The following is a 15,935-nucleotide window of genomic DNA, read 5'->3' on the forward strand; positions in this document are numbered from 1 at the left end:
TCCACGTCAGCGGGCCACTCGGGTCCCTCGGGGCGCAGGTCAGTGGGACGTCCGGGTGACCCGGGTCACCGGGATCAGCCCGCCGGCTCGTCGGTGGGGGCGGGGGGCTTGACGTCCTGCGGGGGGAGGGCGGCGGGCGCCGCGTCCGTCTGCACGGGGGCGTCCGCGCCGTCCAGGAGGCCGACCGCCTTGTTCCGAGGGCTGTCCGCGTTCCGAGGGCTGTCCGCGGTGTCCCGGCGGACGTCCGCGGTCCGCTGCCGGTGACCGTCGGACACGCCGTCGCCGCCGGCCGCCGTGCCGGTGTTCCGGCTGTTCCCGGTGTTCCGGCTGTTCCCGCTGTCCCTGGTGCCGGAGGGTCCCGGTCCCGTCGCGAGCCCGGCCTTCACGCGCCTTTGCGGCTCGGCGGTCGTCCCTACCGGCTTCCCGTCCCCGTCCGGCCTCGCGGACCCCTGCGGCTCCAGGGGCCACTCCGGCCTCGCGGATTCCTGCGGCCTCGCGGACCCCTGCGGCTCCGCGGATTCCTGCGGCTTCGCGGATTCCTGCGGCTTCGCGGGGGCCGTCTGCCAGGAGGGCGGGTCGAGGGAGGGCGGGTCGAGGGGCAGGACGTCGTACGGTTCGAGGGCGGCGTCGTACCGCGCGGACAGCCGGCCGCCGGTGTCCGGGACCCGCACCGGCCGGGCACCGCCCTTGCCGCTCCCCCCGCTCACGCCGTCCGTCCCGCGCCCGCCGGGGCGGGGCCGCCCGATCAGCCGCTGCCCGGCCTCCCCGGCCCCGCGGATCCGGCCGCCCAGGCAGCGCCAGACCTGTACGGCCAGCGCCGTCGGCACGGCCGCCGCCGAGGTCCACAGCAGGGTGGCGCCCATGACCTGCCAGCCCACGGGTCCGAAGTCGTCGAGGACGGCGTTCCCCAGCGGGCCGCCCGCCAGTTCGGCGAGGACCCCGAGCCCGATCGCGCACAGCAGGCACGCCAGGGCCGCCCCGCCCGCCGTCCGCCGCAAGGACCACGCCCGCACCCCGTCCCGCGGGTCCCGCGAGCCCCCGGAGTTCCGGGGACCTCCGTCGTCCCCCGGGGCCCGCCGGTCCCGGGCTTCCCGCGCCGCCGCGCCCGCGACGAACCAGCCGATGGCCAGCCCGGCAGCCACCGGCACCGCCGCCGTCACCAGGTGCAGCGGGCTGCCCGGCCCCGCGTCCGGCACCGCCGCGAGCAGCGGGAACGGCGGCAGCAGCGGGGCCGGCGCGGAGACGAACGGGTCGACCGTGTGCCCGGCGCCGAGCACGAAGCCGCAGCCGAGGGTGTACGCCGCCGCCCACAGCACCGCGTTCGGCAGCAGCGCCAGACACAGCACCAGCACGGCGAACCGTCCCGACCAGCCCTCCGTCAGCTTCAGGAACGCGCCCTGGGCCGCCTGGCCGTGCCCGACCAGCGACACCCCGAGCACCAGCGCCCCGCCCCCGACGAACACCACCGCGCCCGCCCCGGCCGCACGGGCCGAGGCACCGAGCCGCGCCCGTGGCCCCGGCCCGAGCAGCAGACGCCGTACGCCGGGCGAGAGCGAGCCGAGCGCCCGGTCCAGCGGGGCGCGCGGGCAGCCGTACGCCGCCCAGACGCCGCTGGCCGCCGCCACCGCGGCGACGAACGGCACCCACACCACCGTCGAGAACCACGCCGGGTGCAACGCCCCGCCCGCCGCGTAGACCGCGGCGCCGACGGCGACGGCGAGGTACCCGAGGAGGACACCGGCCCAGGCGGTGCGCGGGGGGACGAGCGGCCCGCCGTCACCGCCGTCGGTCGCGTCCCGGGCGGCCCGGTGCACCAGCAGGACGGGCGCCACGGACAGCAGCAGCGGGGTCAGGCCGATCGGCGCGGGCACCGAGGTGAGGGTGTCGGTGCGGACCAGTTCGGCGCCGTGCGCCAGCAGCCACAGCGCCGCGGCGACGTGCAGCGCACCGCTCGGCCCGCTGTCGGGGTACGGCGAACTGATCCACAGCACGATGTCGAGCACGGCGAACGAGCCGAGGCCGAGGCCCGCCGCGACCACACCGCCCAGGAAACCGGCGCCGAGTCCGGGTGAACGGTCCCGTACCCGGGTGCGCAGGCGGGGCAACGGCGGACGTCGAGGGGTCGTCTGGATCACGCCCGCCATGCTCCCAACGTCACACGCTTTCCCGGCGCAACAGGCGAACCTCCGAAGTGTCGCTCAATATACGTTTATGTGCCTATTCACACGGAGGGACGCACGGTGACGATCAGTCATGCGAACCCACTGCCGCCACGCTCGGCGGACCGACACCCCCGCCCGAGCGCCACACTGACGCGCACTCAGGTCGAACGGAAGGCCGGCGCGAGCACGGCGGAGCCCCTGACACCCGCTCAGGCCTTCGACGCCCTCTACGCCTTCTGCGCACCGGCCCTCGTGCGCCAGGCCTACCTGCTCACCGGCCGCCGCGACCGGGCCCGCGAAGCGGTGGAGCGGGCCTTCCAACTGGCCTGGCAGCGCTGGCCGGAGGTGGCCCACGACCGTGACCCGGCCGGCTGGGTCCGGGCCACGACGTACGACTGCGCGCTCTCCCCCTGGCACCGCTGCCTGCCGCGCAACCGCGTCCCCGACCCGCCCCCGGACCCGGCCGACCGCGCGCTCCAGCACTCCCTGCTGCGGCTCCCGCACTCGTACCGCCGCACCCTGGTCCTCTACGACGGTGTCGGCCTCGATCTGCCGGAGACCGCGGCGGAGACCGAGGCGAGCACCCCGGCGGCGGCGAACCGGCTGATGCACGCCCGCGAGGCCGTCGCCGCGTGCCTGCCGGAACTCGCGGACCCGGCGGAACTGCACCGGCGCCTGGTCCGGCTCGGCTCGGCCTGGCACCTGGCCGGCGACGCGACGCGCACGGTGATGGGAGCGGGGGCGGCGGTGGCCGCGGGAGCCGGTGTCGTGGTGGGGCCGGGGACCGGTGCCGGTGCCCGAGCCGTGGCGGGCGCCGGTGGCGCGGTGGGGGCGGGGGCCGCGGTGACCTCCGCCGGGGCCGCGGTGCGGGTGGCGGGGGCGGCCGCTGGGTCGGTTCCGGGTCCGGCGGCGCCCGCGGCGCCCGCCGCGGTGCGGACCGCCGGGGAGCGCAGCACCCGCTTCTGGACGCGGTCGGCCATCGCGTTCACGGTCACCATCATCGGCGCCACCGCGCTCACCCTGCAGACGGCGCCCACGCGCTACTTCGCGCCGGTCTCCCCCGGCCACGCCGTCCAGGGCCTGCCGGTGCAAGGCCTGCTCGGCCCCCTGTCGCAGCAGGAGCAGAAGCTGCGCACCGAACTGAAGAAGGAGGTGACGTCAGGACCGGAGCGACTGGCACCGGAGACCTGGTAGGCAGGCCACGGTCCGGCCAGGGCTCACGGCCGGGTCTGGCCGGTCAGGGCCTCGCTGGTCGGGGCTCGCGGCCGGGACTCGCCGGTCAGGGCCTCGCTGGTCGGGGCTCACGGCCGGGACTCGCCGGTCAGGGCCTCGCTGGTCGGGGCTCACGGCCAGAGCCTCGCCGGGTCGGGCTCGCGGCCGGGGCCTGCCCGGCCGGGGCTCGCGGTCCGGAGACGGCGGTGGGCCCGCACCCGGCATGTCGCCGGGGGCGGGCCCACCGATGTCCGCCGTTCCGCTGCGCGGAACCGGACTCAGGCGCTGAGGATGGCGCGGGCCAGCTTGGCCGTCTCGGTCGGGGTCTTGCCGACCTTGACGCCCGCGGCCTCCAGGGCCTCCTTCTTCGCCTGGGCGGTGCCGGACGAACCGGAGACGATGGCGCCGGCGTGGCCCATGGTCTTGCCCTCGGGCGCGGTGAAGCCCGCGACGTAGCCGACGACCGGCTTGGTCACGTTGGCCTTGATGAAGTCGGCCGCGCGCTCCTCGGCGTCGCCGCCGATCTCGCCGATCATGACGATCAGGTCGGTCTCAGGGTCGGCCTCGAACGCGGCGAGCGCGTCGATGTGCGTGGTGCCGATGATCGGGTCGCCACCGATGCCGACGGCCGTCGAGAAGCCGATGTCACGCAGCTCGTACATCATCTGGTACGTCAGCGTGCCGGACTTCGAGACCAGGCCGATACGGCCCGGCTTGGTGATGTCGCCCGGGATGATGCCGACGTTCGACTGGCCCGGCGTGATGATGCCGGGGCAGTTCGGGCCGATGATGCGGGTCTTGTTGCCCTTCTTGCCGGCGTACGCCCAGAAGGCGGCCGAGTCGTGCACGGCGATGCCCTCGGTGATCACGACGGCCAGCGGGATCTCGGCGTCGATGGCCTCGACGACCGCGTCCTTGGTGAACTTCTCCGGCACGAAGATGACGGTGACGTCGGCGCCGGTCTTCTCGATGGCCTCCTTGACGGTGCCGAAGACCGGTACCTCGGTGCCGTCGAAGTCCACGGTCTGTCCCGCCTTGCGCGGGTTCACGCCGCCCACGACGTTGGTGCCGTCGCCGAGCATGAGCTTGGTGTGCTTCATGCCGGTGGAGCCGGTCATGCCCTGGACGATGACCTTGCTGTCCTTGTTGAGCCAGATAGCCATGGTGTGTTGGTGTCCTCGTCCTGAGTGATTACTTGGCGGCGTGGGCCAGCTCGGCGGCCTTGTCGGCCGCGCCGTCCATGGTGTCGACGCGCTGCACCAGCGGGTGGTTCGCGTCGGTGAGGATCTTGCGGCCCAGCTCGGCGTTGTTGCCGTCGAGGCGGACGACGAGCGGCTTCTCGACCTTCTCGCCGCGGTCCTCCAGGAGCTTCAGCGCCTGGACGATGCCGTTGGCGACCTCGTCGCAGGCGGTGATGCCACCGAAGACGTTGACGAAGACGGACTTGACGTCCGGGTCGCCCAGGATGATCTCCAGGCCGTTCGCCATGACCTGGGCGGAGGCGCCGCCGCCGATGTCCAGGAAGTTGGCGGGCTTGACGTTGCCGTGCTTCTCACCGGCGTACGCCACGACGTCCAGAGTGCTCATGACGAGACCCGCGCCGTTGCCGATGATGCCGACCTCGCCGTCGAGCTTGACGTAGTTGAGGTTCTTCTCCTTGGCGGCGGCCTCGAGCGGGTTGGCCGCGGCCTTGTCGTGGAGGGCCTCGAAGTCGGGGTGACGGAACTCGGCGTTGTCGTCGAGCGACACCTTGCCGTCCAGGGCGATGACCTCACCGGAGGCGACCTTGGCCAGCGGGTTGACCTCGACCAGGAGGGCGTCCTCCTTGATGAAGGTGTCCCAGAGCTTGACCAGGACGTTCGCGACCTTGTCGGCGACCTCGGCCGGGAACTTCGCGGCCTCGACGATCTCGCGGGCCTTCTCCGGGGTCACACCGTCGATGGCGTCGATCGGGGTCTTGGCGACGGCCTCGGGGCGGGTCGCGGCGACCTCCTCGATCTCCATGCCGCCCTCGACGGAGGCGATGGAGAGGAAGGTGCGGTTCGCACGGTCGAGGAGGAAGGAGACGTAGTACTCCTCGACGATCTCGGGGGCCGTCTCGGCGATCATGACCTTGTGGACCGTGTGGCCCTTGATGTCCATGCCGAGGATGTCCGTCGAGCGGGCGACGGCCTCGTCCGGGGTGGCGGCGAGCTTCACGCCGCCGGCCTTGCCGCGACCACCGACCTTCACCTGCGCCTTGACGACGGACTTGCCGCCCAGACGCTCCGTGATCTCGCGCGCCGCCTCAGGCGTGTCGATGACTTCACCGGCCAGCACCGGTACATCGTGCTTGGCGAAGAGGTCCCTCGCCTGGTACTCGAACAGGTCCACGCGCTTCCGTCCCTATCAGTGATCTCGCGGTTCGTTGGATGCGTGGGCGTGCCGCGAAGGGCAACGTGACGTCCGCTTGTCACAAGGGAGGCGCACACGGTGTCCGAGCGCGCGGCATGTCCATCTCGCAGGTTATCGCCGCTTGCGGGGGCGCCATAAATCGAGGGTCACACCTGAGCGGTGATACCTGTCACATGATGCCGCCTTCGCTGGCACCGCGTGCCGCGCGCGGGGCCGCGGCGGGCCTGCGGCGGGGGCTTCCGTCGGGATCTCACCGGGCTGGGGTTGACCCGGTGAGACCCCAGGAAGAGCCCCTGGGGGCTCGGGCGGCTGATCCCCACCCCAATGGGGACCAGCCGGCCCTTCCGCGGGTTGCCGGGCGGACGTCCGGAGAAACCGACGGTTTTCGGCCGACCGGGCCCACCGGCCCCACGGGGTCGCGAGGTCTCACGGGCTGCCGGAGACGGCCCCGGGCCCCGGGCGCGGGCCGGCGGGGCACTGATCCTCGCACGCACCGCCCGTCCTCGCGCAAGCCCCTGTTACCGATGGGTACAAGCTCCTGTCGCCGATGGGCAGGAGCTGCGCCGGCCGGCCCGCCGCGCCCCCGGCCCGTACGCCTCACGCGGTCTCCGGGACCGGCAGCGGACGCTTCTCGATCGCCGCCGCCATCACGTCGGGGAACAGGTCCGGGGTGCAGGCGAACGCCGGGGCGCCGAGCGCCGCCAGCGCCGCGGCGTGCTCCCTGTCGTACGCCGGAGCCCCCTCGTCGGAGAGCGCGAGCAGCGTCACGAACTGCACCCCCGACGCCTGCATGGCCGCCACCCGTTTCAGCATCTCGTTGCGTATGCCTCCCTCGTACAGGTCGCTGATCAGCACGACCACCGTCTCGGCCGGCCGGGTGATCTGCGACTGGCAGTACGCCAGCGCCCGGTTGATGTCCGTGCCGCCGCCGAGCTGGGTGCCGAAGAGCACGTCCACCGGGTCGTCGAGCTGGTCGGTCAGGTCGACGACCGCCGTGTCGAACACGACCAGCCGCGTGCTGATCGACCGCATGGACGCCAGCACCGCCCCGAACACCGACGCGTACACCACCGAGGCCGCCATCGACCCCGACTGGTCGATGCAGAGGACGACCTCCTTCTTCACGGACTGCGACGCGCGCCCGTACCCGATGAGCCGCTCCGGCACGATCGTGCGGTACTCGGGCAGGTAGTGCTTGAGGTTGGCCGCGATCGTGCGGTTCCAGTCGATGTCGTGGTGGCGCGGCCGGCTGATGCGGGCGCTGCGGTCGAGAGCGCCGGTGAGGGTGGCCCGGGTGCGCGTGGCGAGCCGCTTCTCCAGGTCCTCCACGACCCTGCGCACCACGGCCCGTGCCGTCTCCTTCGTCGTCTCCGGCATCGCCTTGTTGAGCGAGAGCAGCGTGCCGACGAGGTGGACGTCCGCTTCCACCGCCTCCAGCATCTCCGGTTCCAGCAGCAGCGTGGAGAGCCCGAGCCGGTCGATGGCGTCCCGCTGCATCACCTGGACGACGGAGGCCGGGAAGTACGTCCGGATGTCCCCGAGCCAGCGCGCCACGGAGGGCGCCGAGGCCCCGAGCCCGGCGGAACGCTCCCGCCCGGCCCGGCCCGTCTGCGGTTTGTCGCCCTTGCCGTAGAGCGCGGCCAGCGCCCCGTCCATCGCCGCGTCCCGCCCGGAGAGGGTGCATCCGGTGCCGTCGGCCGTGTCCCCGCCGAGCACGAGCCGCCAGCGCCGCAACCGCTCCCGGTCCGCCTCCGCCCCACCCGCGCCGTACCCCTCTGCCACGGTCACGCCCTCCACCCCGTCACGCCTTGCCGGCATCGCCGTACCGCCATCCCGTCACGCCCTGCCGGCAGCCTCATGCCGCCACCCCCGTCATGGCTCTCCAGCCCCGTCATACCGCCACCCCGTCGTACCGCTCGGGTATCGCCCTGACCGCCGCCCCCGCGAACCGGTCGCCGCCGTTCCCTCCGGCGCCGGCCCCGGAGACCACACCGGCACCGCTGTCCGGGGTGAGTCCGGTGTCCAGGGAGGAACCGGTGTCCCGGCCGGGGGCGGCGTGCGGGCCGGTCCCGGCGTCCTGACCGGGCGCGGTGCCCGGGGAGGAGGCGGTGCTTCGGCCGGGCCCGGGGTGCGGGTCACGCTCGGCGTCCCGGCCTGGCCCGGCCTCCCGGCCGGAACCGGTGTCCCGGCCGGGCTCGGTGGGACCGTGTTCGGCGTGCGCGCCGGGCGCGGTGTTCCGGCCGAGCCCGGTGTCCCGGCCGGAGCCGGGGCTGTCCAGTCCCAGGAGCAGCCGCACCACCGGCTGCACCGCGGCGGCCCGTTCCTGGTCGAGGGCGGCCGCGAAACCGGGGGCGCCGGCCGCCGCCGTACCGGCCGAGCGGTCGTCCTGCCCCGGGCCGCGCCGGACCAGTTCCCCGAGCGTCCGGCGCACCCCGGGCTCGTACGCCGAGAAGGTGCGCCGCAGCAGCGGCAGCACGTCGGTGAACGCGTCCGCCGGCACACCGGACAGCCAGGCGTCGACCAGCCCGAGCAGCCGCTCGTCGTGCACCAGCAGCATCCCGCCCCCGCCGCCGACGAAGCCCTCGATCCAGGCGGCCGCGTCCGGCGGCGGTGTGCCCGGGGAGAGCGCGAGCCCCATGAGCCGCGCCGCCCGCTCCTGCGCGAGGGCGCCGTCGTCGAGCAGCAGTCGCGCCGCCCGGCCCCGGACGACTCCGGCCACGCTCTCCCGGCCCGACAGGATCCCGAGCACCCCGTGCCAGCGGGCCCGCAGATCGCCGCGGCCCGCGCCGAGGGTGTCACCGAGCAGACCCACGGCCGTGTGGACCGCGTCCATGTGGCGCCGCATCTCCTCGGCGGCGTCCGCGTCCAGGGCGGCGCAGGCCGGGGGCAGGCCGACGAAGACCCGCTCGGCAAGACCCGCGGCCACCTCCGCCAGAGCCTGCGTGTCCGTGCCGCGCACGTCGCCGTAGCGCAGGGAGCGGACCAGGGCCGGCAGGGCCTGGGCGAGGTGCCCGACGTCGGTGTCGAGCGCCGCCCGGTCGGCGAGCACGCGCATCACCACCGGCAGCGCGTCCGACAGCCCGGCCAGCAGACAGCACTCGGCGAGCGCCGTCACCTCGGCGAGGACGTCCGTGCCGGCCGCGTCCGCCTCGGCCTTGGCGGTGGCGGCGGCGGACACGGTCGTGCCCCACACCCCGGCCTCGGCGACCCGCACCGACAGCTCCGGCTCCCAGCGCAGGCGCCAGGTCTCCCGGAAGGTGCCGGTGCTCCCCCGGGAGGCCGCGGGCTCGCCCCAGCCGACGCCCAGCAGCCGCAGCCGGTGCAGCAGCCTGCTGCGCGCGGCGTCGGTCTCCCTGCGCAGGTCCAGTTCCACCTCCCGCTCCAGTGCCTCGGGTTTGAGGCGCAGCCTGCGCTGGAGGCGGGTCAGGTCGCGCTGCAACGGCACCGCGGGCGCCGCTTCCGGCACCTCGCCGAGGACGTCCCCGACCACCAGCCGGTCGTGCACCAGGGCCAGCGGCACGTCCGAGCCGTCACCCATCACCGCCCGCACGGCATCGGTGGTCTCGCTCAGCCCGGGGAGCGGGCGGCCCCGCATCGCCGCGAGCGTCTCGGCCAGCCGTACCGCCTCGATGACGTGGGCGGAGGACACGATCCGGTCCTCCTCGCGCAGCAGCCCCGCCACCTTCGTCAGCCACCGCTCGACCGGCCGGTCCGGCACGTCGAACAGATGGGCGTACCAGCCCGGCGCGTCGACGCCCGCCCCGTATCCGCTGAACCGGGAGAGCCTGCGGTGCGTCCACGGCACCCACGTCATGTCCGCTTTGACCTTGGGCAGCCCCTTCAGCAGCGCCCGGTCCGCGGTGACGGTGGTCCTCCGCCGCAGCGCGGGCACGTGCCAGGCGCCGCACACCACGGCCACTGTGCCGGCGAACTCCCGCTGCGCCGCCCGCACCTGGAGCCGCATGTGGGCCTCGCGCACCAGATCGCGGTCGCCGCTGCCGTAGGTCTCGCGCAGCGCCCCCATGGCCTCCTCCAGCACCAGGAACGGGGCGAACGCGTCCTTCCGTCCCGCGCCGCGGTGCTCGACGACGTCCTCCCACCAGCGCTCCGGGTCGTCGTACCCGGCGGTGTCCGCCAGCACGGCGAGCGGATCGATCCGCACCTCGGCGCCGGCCGGCCGTCCCGGGGGCTCCGCGGTCCCCTCCTCCCCGGAGTCCTTCCCGTCCGTGCGCTCCCCGCCGTCCTCGGGCGTGCCGCCGCCCTCGGGCGTGCCGGTGGTGCCGGTCTCCCAGGCGAGCGTGTGCGCGGCCGGGAGGTCGATGAAGCGGGCCGGGACGCCGTGCTCCAGGGCCCAGCGGAGGGCGGTCCACTCCGGGGAGAACCCGGCCATCGGCCAGAACGCGCAGCGGCCGGGCTCGTCCACGGCGTGGGCGAGCAGGGCGACCGGCGGCCGCATGCCCTCGTCCGCGGCGAGCGGGACGAGCGCGTCGGCCTCCGGAGGGCCCTCGATCAGCACCACCGACGGCCGGGCCGCCTCCAGCGCCGCCCGCACCGCCCGCGCGGAACCCGGCCCGTGGTGCCGCACCCCGAGCAGCAGCGGCCCCCCGCCGGATCCGCGGCTGCCTTTCCCCTGGTCGCGCTCAGCGCCCGGCACGCCGTCCCCCCACTGCCCGTCGTCCGCCCCGGCTGCCCGTCCAGCTGGGCTCGTCGTCGTCGCGGGCCCGCACCAGGCCGCCCCTCACCGCTCCCGTCCCGCTCACGCCCCTCACCGCTCCCGTCCCCCGCAGGTCCGTCACCGCACCCCTTCCCCTCACGTCCGTCACCGGTCCCGTCCCGCTCACGCTCACTCCGCCGCTCACGCGCTCACCTCCCGGCAGGCCCGGTAGAAGTCCTTCCAGCCGTCGCGCTCGCGGACCACGGTCTCCAGGTACTCCTGCCAGATGACGCGGTCGGCCGCCGGGTCGCGGACGACGGCGCCGAGGATGCCCGCCGCGACGTCACCGGCCCGCAGCACTCCGTCGCCGAAGTGCGCGGCCAGCGCGAGCCCGTTGGTGACGACGGAGATCGCCTCGGCCGTCGACAGCGTGCCGCTGGGCGACTTCAGCTTCGTCCGGCCGTCCGTGGTGACGCCGTCGCGCAGTTCCCGGAAGACGGTCACGACCCGGCGGATCTCGTCGACGCCGTCCGGCACGGACGGCAGGTCGAGGGAGCGGCCGATCTGGTCGACGCGCCGGGAGACGATGTCCACCTCGGCCTCGGGGGTCTCCGGCAGCGGCAGCACCACCGTGTTGAACCGCCGGCGCAGGGCGCTGGACAGGTCGTTGACCCCGCGGTCGCGGTCGTTGGCCGTGGCGATCAGGTTGAACCCGCGGACCGCCTGCACCTCCTGGCCCAGCTCCGGTATCGGCAGGGTCTTCTCCGACAGGATCGTGATCAGCGTGTCCTGGACGTCGGCCGGGATACGGGTCAGCTCCTCGACGCGGGCGGTCATCCCCTCGGCCATCGCCCGCATGACGGGGCTGGGTACCAGGGCGTCCCGGCTCGGGCCGTGCGCCAGCAGCCGGGCGTAGTTCCAGCCGTAGCGGATCGCTTCCTCCGGGGTGCCCGCGGTGCCCTGCACCAGCAGCGTGGAGTCGCCGCTGACCGCGGCGGCCAGGTGCTCCGACACCCAGGTCTTGGCGGTGCCGGGCACACCGAGCAGGAGCAGGGCGCGGTCGGTGGCGAGGGTGGTGACGGCGACCTCGACGATGCGGCGCGGGCCGACGTACTTGGGTGTGATCACCGTGCCGTCCGGCAGGGTCCCGCCGAGGAGGTAGGTGGCCACGGCCCACGGCGACAGCTTCCACCGCGCCGGGCGCGGACGGTCGTCCTGCGCGGCCAGGGCGGCCAGTTCGGCGGCGAAGGCGTCCTCGGCGTGCGGCCGCAGCGCCTGCTCGCCGTGCTCGCCGCCCGTGTTCGCGGGCGCGGAGTCGGTGCGGATCGGTTCCGCGGACGTGGGTTCTACGGTCACAGACATGGCTGAGGCCCCCTCCAGCTCGGCCGGTTCGGATCTGTCACCAACCGTGCACCACGGCACTGACAATCCGTTCCGACCTGCGCAAACGCGCTCGCCGAGGCCGATTGTCAGTGGGGCCGCCTACCTTCGACGCATGACACAGCAGGGGGTGCGCTGGAGTGCGGACCAGGTGCTGGCACTGGCGCCTGACGTCGCGTCACGCAAAGCGGGAAGCAAACTCGGCACGGCGGGACCGTGGTCCGAGGCGGGGAGTACCGACGAGGGGACGGTGTGGGGGCTGTGCAAGGGCAGCGGGAGCAAGCCCTATCAGACGGTCGTCGACCTCGCCGACGCGTCGGGTCCGGCGTACAAGTGCACTTGCCCGAGCCGTAAGTTCCCGTGCAAGCACGCGCTCGGACTGCTGCTGCTGTGGGCGGGCGGGGAGGATGCGGTCGCCACCGTGCCCGCCGCTGGAACACCGCAGTGGGCCGAGCAATGGCTGGCGGGCCGGCGCAAGCGGGCCTCGGAGAAGACGGAGAAGGCGGCGGGGCCCGCGGGCGGCGCCGCGGATCCGCAGGCGGCGCTGCGCCGGGCGGAGCGCCGGGCCGAGCGGATCACCGCGGGCGCGACGGAACTGGAGCAGCGCCTGGCCGACCTCCTGCGCGGCGGCCTGGCCACGGCCGAGCAGGCGGGGTACGGGCTGTGGGAGGAGACGGCGGCCCGGATGGTCGACGCCCAGGCCCCGGGGCTCGCGGCCCGGGTGCGTGAGCTGGGCGCGATACCGTCCTCCGGTCCGGGCTGGCCGGTGCGGCTGCTGGAGGAGTGCGCGCTGCTGCACCTCCTGGACCAGGGCTGGCTGCACCGCGAGCGGCTGCCGCAGGACCTGGCGGCGACGGTCCGCTCCCGCATCGGCCTGCCGGGTTCCGCCGAAGGGCCGCCGGTGCGCGACCGCTGGCTGGTCCTCGCCCAGTACGACACGGCGGACGCGAAGCTGACCACGCGCCGGATCTGGCTGCACGGCACCGGCTCCGGCCGTACGGTCCTGCTGCTGTCCTACGGCGCCGCCGGCCGCGCGCCGGAGCCGGCGCTGCCGGTGGGGCTGTGCCTGGAGGCGGAGGTGACGCCCTATCCCGGCGCGGGACAGCTGCGTGCGGCGCTGGGCGAGCGGTTCGCGCCCCCGGCCCCGACGCCTACCCGCCCGCCCGGCGTGACCACGGCGCAGGCGGTGGCCCGCTACGGCGAGGCGCTGCGCGACGACCCCTGGCTGGAGTCCGTCCCGGTGACGCTGGGCGAGGTGGTACCGGTCCCGGCCGGCGACTCCTGGCAGCTGGCCGACGCCGGGTCGGACCACGCACTGCCCCTGACCCCCCTGGCCCGCTCCCGGCCCGGGCTGTGGCGGCTGGTCGCCCTTTCGGGCGGAGCGCCGGTCACGGTCTTCGGGGAGTGCGGCCACCGCGGGTTCACCCCCCTGACGGCATGGCCGCGGGGAGACGGAGAGGCGGTGACCCTGTGCTGATCGTCTGTACACCGTCTGCGACATTCGTCCCGGTCGGCAGGGGTGCCGTGTCCGGCACCGGAGTGACGTCGGCGTACGGAGCGAGGGCTTCCCGGCAGAGCGGGAAGTCTCACCCGAAAGGCGCACGCCGCCTCACGAGACCGCCCTTTCTCACCGGTTACACGCATTTCTTCCACCCCAGGGGAAACCCGGACCGGGTGACCCTCCGACCACCCTCTTCGGGCACCCGGCAACGGAAAGGACGCTCATGATCAGGACCTCCGCCCCGGTGGACGCGCCCGCAGCGGGCGCCTGGGAGGAGCTGGTCACCACCGCGCTGCTCGGCACGGACCGCCGCAGGCACCCGGCGGGTGCCTGCGGCCGGGACGCTCCGGTGGCGCTGCTGGACGCGGCGGCCGCGCTCACCGTCAGCCGCCGCGCGGGCCTGCTCCCGGCACCGGCGGGCGAGCGCCCCCGGCCGGCGCCCGCGGACCCCCGCCCCGCCCTGCCGCCGGCCGCGGCCCGCAGGCTCACCCAGCTGCTGGCCGACCGGTCCGGTACGGCCGGAGGCGGCCGCAGGGGCACGGCACCGGACCTCATGGAGCTGCTTCCGCAGTGGCTGACCGCGGCGAACGCGCGCGGCTACGCGGCACCGCCGCATGCGCTGCCCGCCCTGCTGGACGCGGCCCGGGGGCGTACGGACCTGCGGCCCGCCGCGCTGGCCTTCGCCGGCCCGCGCGCGCTGTGGCTGGCCCGGCTGAACCCGGACTGGCGGTTCGCGCTGCGGGCGGCCCCCGGCGGCGGCTCCGCACTGCCCGGCCCCGAGGACACCGCCCGCATCCGGCGGCTGTGGGAGGAGGGCCTGTTCGCCGAGCGCGTCGCGCTCCTGGCGGCGATACGGCAGCAGCGGCCCGAGGCGGCGCGCGAACTGCTCGCCGGCACGTGGGCGACCGAGCGGGCCGAGGACCGGCTGATGTTCCTCGACTCGCTGCGGGCCGGCCTGGGCCCGGACGACGAGCCGTTCCTGGAACAGGCCCTCGCGGACCGGAGCCGCAACGTCCGCTCCACCGCCGCCGAGCTGCTGTCGGCGCTGCCCGGATCGGCGCTGGCCGCACGGATGGCGGAGCGGGCCGCGGCCTGTGTGGCCGTCGACCACACCCGTGACACGCCGACGATCGCCGTTGAGGCCCCCCACGAGTGCGACGCGAGCATGGAGCGCGACGGTGTGGTGGCCAAGGCGCCGTCGGGAAGGGGTGAGCGCTCGTGGTGGCTGGGTCAGCTGCTGGAGGCGGCTCCGCTCGGGACCTGGTCCCCGCGGCTGGGCGGGCGCACCCCGCAGGAGATCGTGGCGCTGCCGGTGGCCGACGACTGGCAGGGCGAGCTGCACGCGGCCTGGTGCCGGGCGGCGGTGCGGCAGCGGGACGCCCGGTGGGCGCGGGCGCTGCTCGGCGAACCCGCGGCGCCCGAGGCCGGCGGTCCGGGTGCGGTGTCGCTGGCCGAGCGCGCCAAGCTGCTCGGCACGCTGGGCGGCGCGGAACGGGCCGAGTGGGTCGCCGGTTTCATCGCGGCGCACGGACTGTCCGAGGCCTTTCAGCTGCTCGGGGTGTGCGCGGTGCCGTGGGCCGGGCCGCTCGGACGGGCGGTGGTCGACGCGCTCAACATCGCGCGGGACGCAGGGAGCTACCCATGGAGTTTCAGTGGAGTGATGGGACTGGCCGAGCGGTGTCTGGACCCCGCGGAGGCGGCCCGGCTCGACGGGCTGCTGGCGGTGCCGGACGAGGCGGAGGACGCGTCGCCCGGAGCCGGCGGCTACTGGGCGGAGGCGTTCCAGCGGCTGGTGACGACCTTGCGCCTGCGCGCCGCGATGGCCGAGGAACTCGACGCGGCCACCGGCTGACGCCCGCCCCGGCCGGGGGCGGCCACGCCGGGGAGCCGCCTCGTGGCGGGCCTGCGTGCGGACCGCCCGGGAGCGTCCGGACCGGAAGTCCGCCCGAGGACGGCCGTAGCGGGAGTCCGCGCGGGGGCGGCCGTAGCGGAAAGCCGCGCGGGGGCGGGCACGCCACAGGGGCGCGCCCGCGGGGGCACGGCGGCGCCCGCCCGGCCGGGGTGCTACGCCTGGGCCGGCTGGCGGACGTTCGCCCGCACCCAGTCCACGATCGACTGGGTGGTCGCGCCGGGGGTGAAGATCTCCGCGACGCCCTTCTCCTTCAGCGGCGGGATGTCCGCCTCGGGGATGATGCCGCCCCCGAAGACGACGATGTCCTCGGCCTCACGCTCCCGGAGCAGTTCGATCACGGCGGCGAACAGCGTGTTGTGCGCGCCGGAGAGGATGGACAGGCCGATCGCGTCGGCGTCCTCCTGGATCGCCGTGTCGACGATCTGCTCCGGCGTCTGGTGCAGGCCCGTGTAGATGACCTCCATGCCGGCGTCGCGCAGGGCCCGCGCGATCACCTTCGCTCCGCGATCGTGGCCGTCGAGCCCCGGCTTGGCCACCACCACGCGGATCGGACCGGCTGCCACACCCATCACTGCCTCCATGAAGCGACTACATACGTCCACCACGGGACGGACGCCCCGCACCACATCGTCCGGGGAAGTGAACGAACGTTATCGCCAGCATCCCGCACCCGGCAGTTTCACGGTGCGGAGCGAGGGGGAAATCACACGCAGGGACAGT

The 15,935-nt window shown here is 75.0% G+C and carries 9 protein-coding genes and 1 pseudogene; 3 read left to right on the forward strand and 7 right to left on the reverse strand.

Translation table 11 applies throughout. From position 1 onward, the window contains the following. Window positions 1-74: 74 nt before the first annotated feature. Window positions 75-2,144 (reverse strand): cell division protein PerM, encoded by a 2,070-nt coding sequence (locus AC6I72_RS12400; RefSeq protein ID WP_498000839.1) that lies wholly within the window; start codon window positions 2,142-2,144, stop codon window positions 75-77. 96 nt (window positions 2,145-2,240) lie between these two features. Between AC6I72_RS12400 and AC6I72_RS12405 the strand changes: the two genes are divergently transcribed. Next, the gene (locus AC6I72_RS12405; RefSeq protein WP_498000840.1) at window positions 2,241-3,356 is read left to right on the forward strand and encodes an RNA polymerase sigma factor; all 1,116 of its coding nucleotides are present in this window, start codon (window positions 2,241-2,243) and stop codon (window positions 3,354-3,356) included. Between the two features lie 296 nt (window positions 3,357-3,652). Here the strand turns inward: AC6I72_RS12405 and sucD are convergent, their stop codons facing one another. The 5 genes and pseudogenes from sucD to AC6I72_RS12430 all read right to left on the reverse strand — a co-directional run bounded on the left by sucD (window position 3,653) and on the right by AC6I72_RS12430 (window position 11,784). Then, window positions 3,653-4,537 carry a succinate--CoA ligase subunit alpha gene (gene sucD / locus AC6I72_RS12410; protein ID WP_366723642.1) on the reverse strand — a complete coding sequence of 295 codons (885 nt, stop codon included), beginning with the start codon at window positions 4,535-4,537 and terminating at the stop codon, window positions 3,653-3,655. A gap of 28 nt (window positions 4,538-4,565) precedes the next feature. Next, window positions 4,566-5,747, reverse strand: coding sequence for an ADP-forming succinate--CoA ligase subunit beta (sucC, locus tag AC6I72_RS12415; protein WP_498000841.1), 1,182 nt, complete (start codon window positions 5,745-5,747; stop codon window positions 4,566-4,568). Window positions 5,748-6,365: 618 nt separating this feature from the next. Continuing rightward, a complete protein-coding gene (locus AC6I72_RS12420; protein WP_498000842.1) occupies window positions 6,366-7,586 on the reverse strand; it encodes a VWA domain-containing protein in 1,221 nt (406 codons plus the stop codon). A 450-nt stretch (window positions 7,587-8,036) separates the two neighbouring features. Beyond that, window positions 8,037-10,422 (reverse strand): annotated as a pseudogene (locus AC6I72_RS12425) (DUF5682 family protein); the annotation flags it as partial. A 201-nt stretch (window positions 10,423-10,623) separates the two neighbouring features. Next, complete coding sequence (locus AC6I72_RS12430; protein WP_498000843.1) at window positions 10,624-11,784, reverse strand: ATP-binding protein; 1,161 nt, start codon at window positions 11,782-11,784, stop codon at window positions 10,624-10,626. 133 nt (window positions 11,785-11,917) lie between these two features. Here AC6I72_RS12430 and AC6I72_RS12435 point away from each other — a divergent pair, with 133 nt between their 5' ends. Both AC6I72_RS12435 and AC6I72_RS12440 read left to right on the forward strand, forming a co-directional pair. After that, window positions 11,918-13,279 carry an SWIM zinc finger family protein gene (locus AC6I72_RS12435; RefSeq protein WP_498000844.1) on the forward strand — a complete coding sequence of 454 codons (1,362 nt, stop codon included), beginning with the start codon at window positions 11,918-11,920 and terminating at the stop codon, window positions 13,277-13,279. A gap of 247 nt (window positions 13,280-13,526) precedes the next feature. After that, window positions 13,527-15,155, forward strand: a complete 1,629-nt coding sequence (locus AC6I72_RS12440; RefSeq protein ID WP_498000845.1) for a DUF5691 domain-containing protein — start codon at window positions 13,527-13,529, stop codon at window positions 15,153-15,155. Between the two features lie 212 nt (window positions 15,156-15,367). Here the strand turns inward: AC6I72_RS12440 and icmB are convergent, their stop codons facing one another. After that, complete coding sequence (icmB, locus tag AC6I72_RS12445) at window positions 15,368-15,784, reverse strand: coenzyme B12-dependent isobutyryl CoA mutase small subunit (protein WP_498000846.1); 417 nt, start codon at window positions 15,782-15,784, stop codon at window positions 15,368-15,370. Window positions 15,785-15,935 lie beyond the last annotated feature (151 nt).

Source organism: Streptomyces sp. Xyl84 (assembly GCF_059731885.1).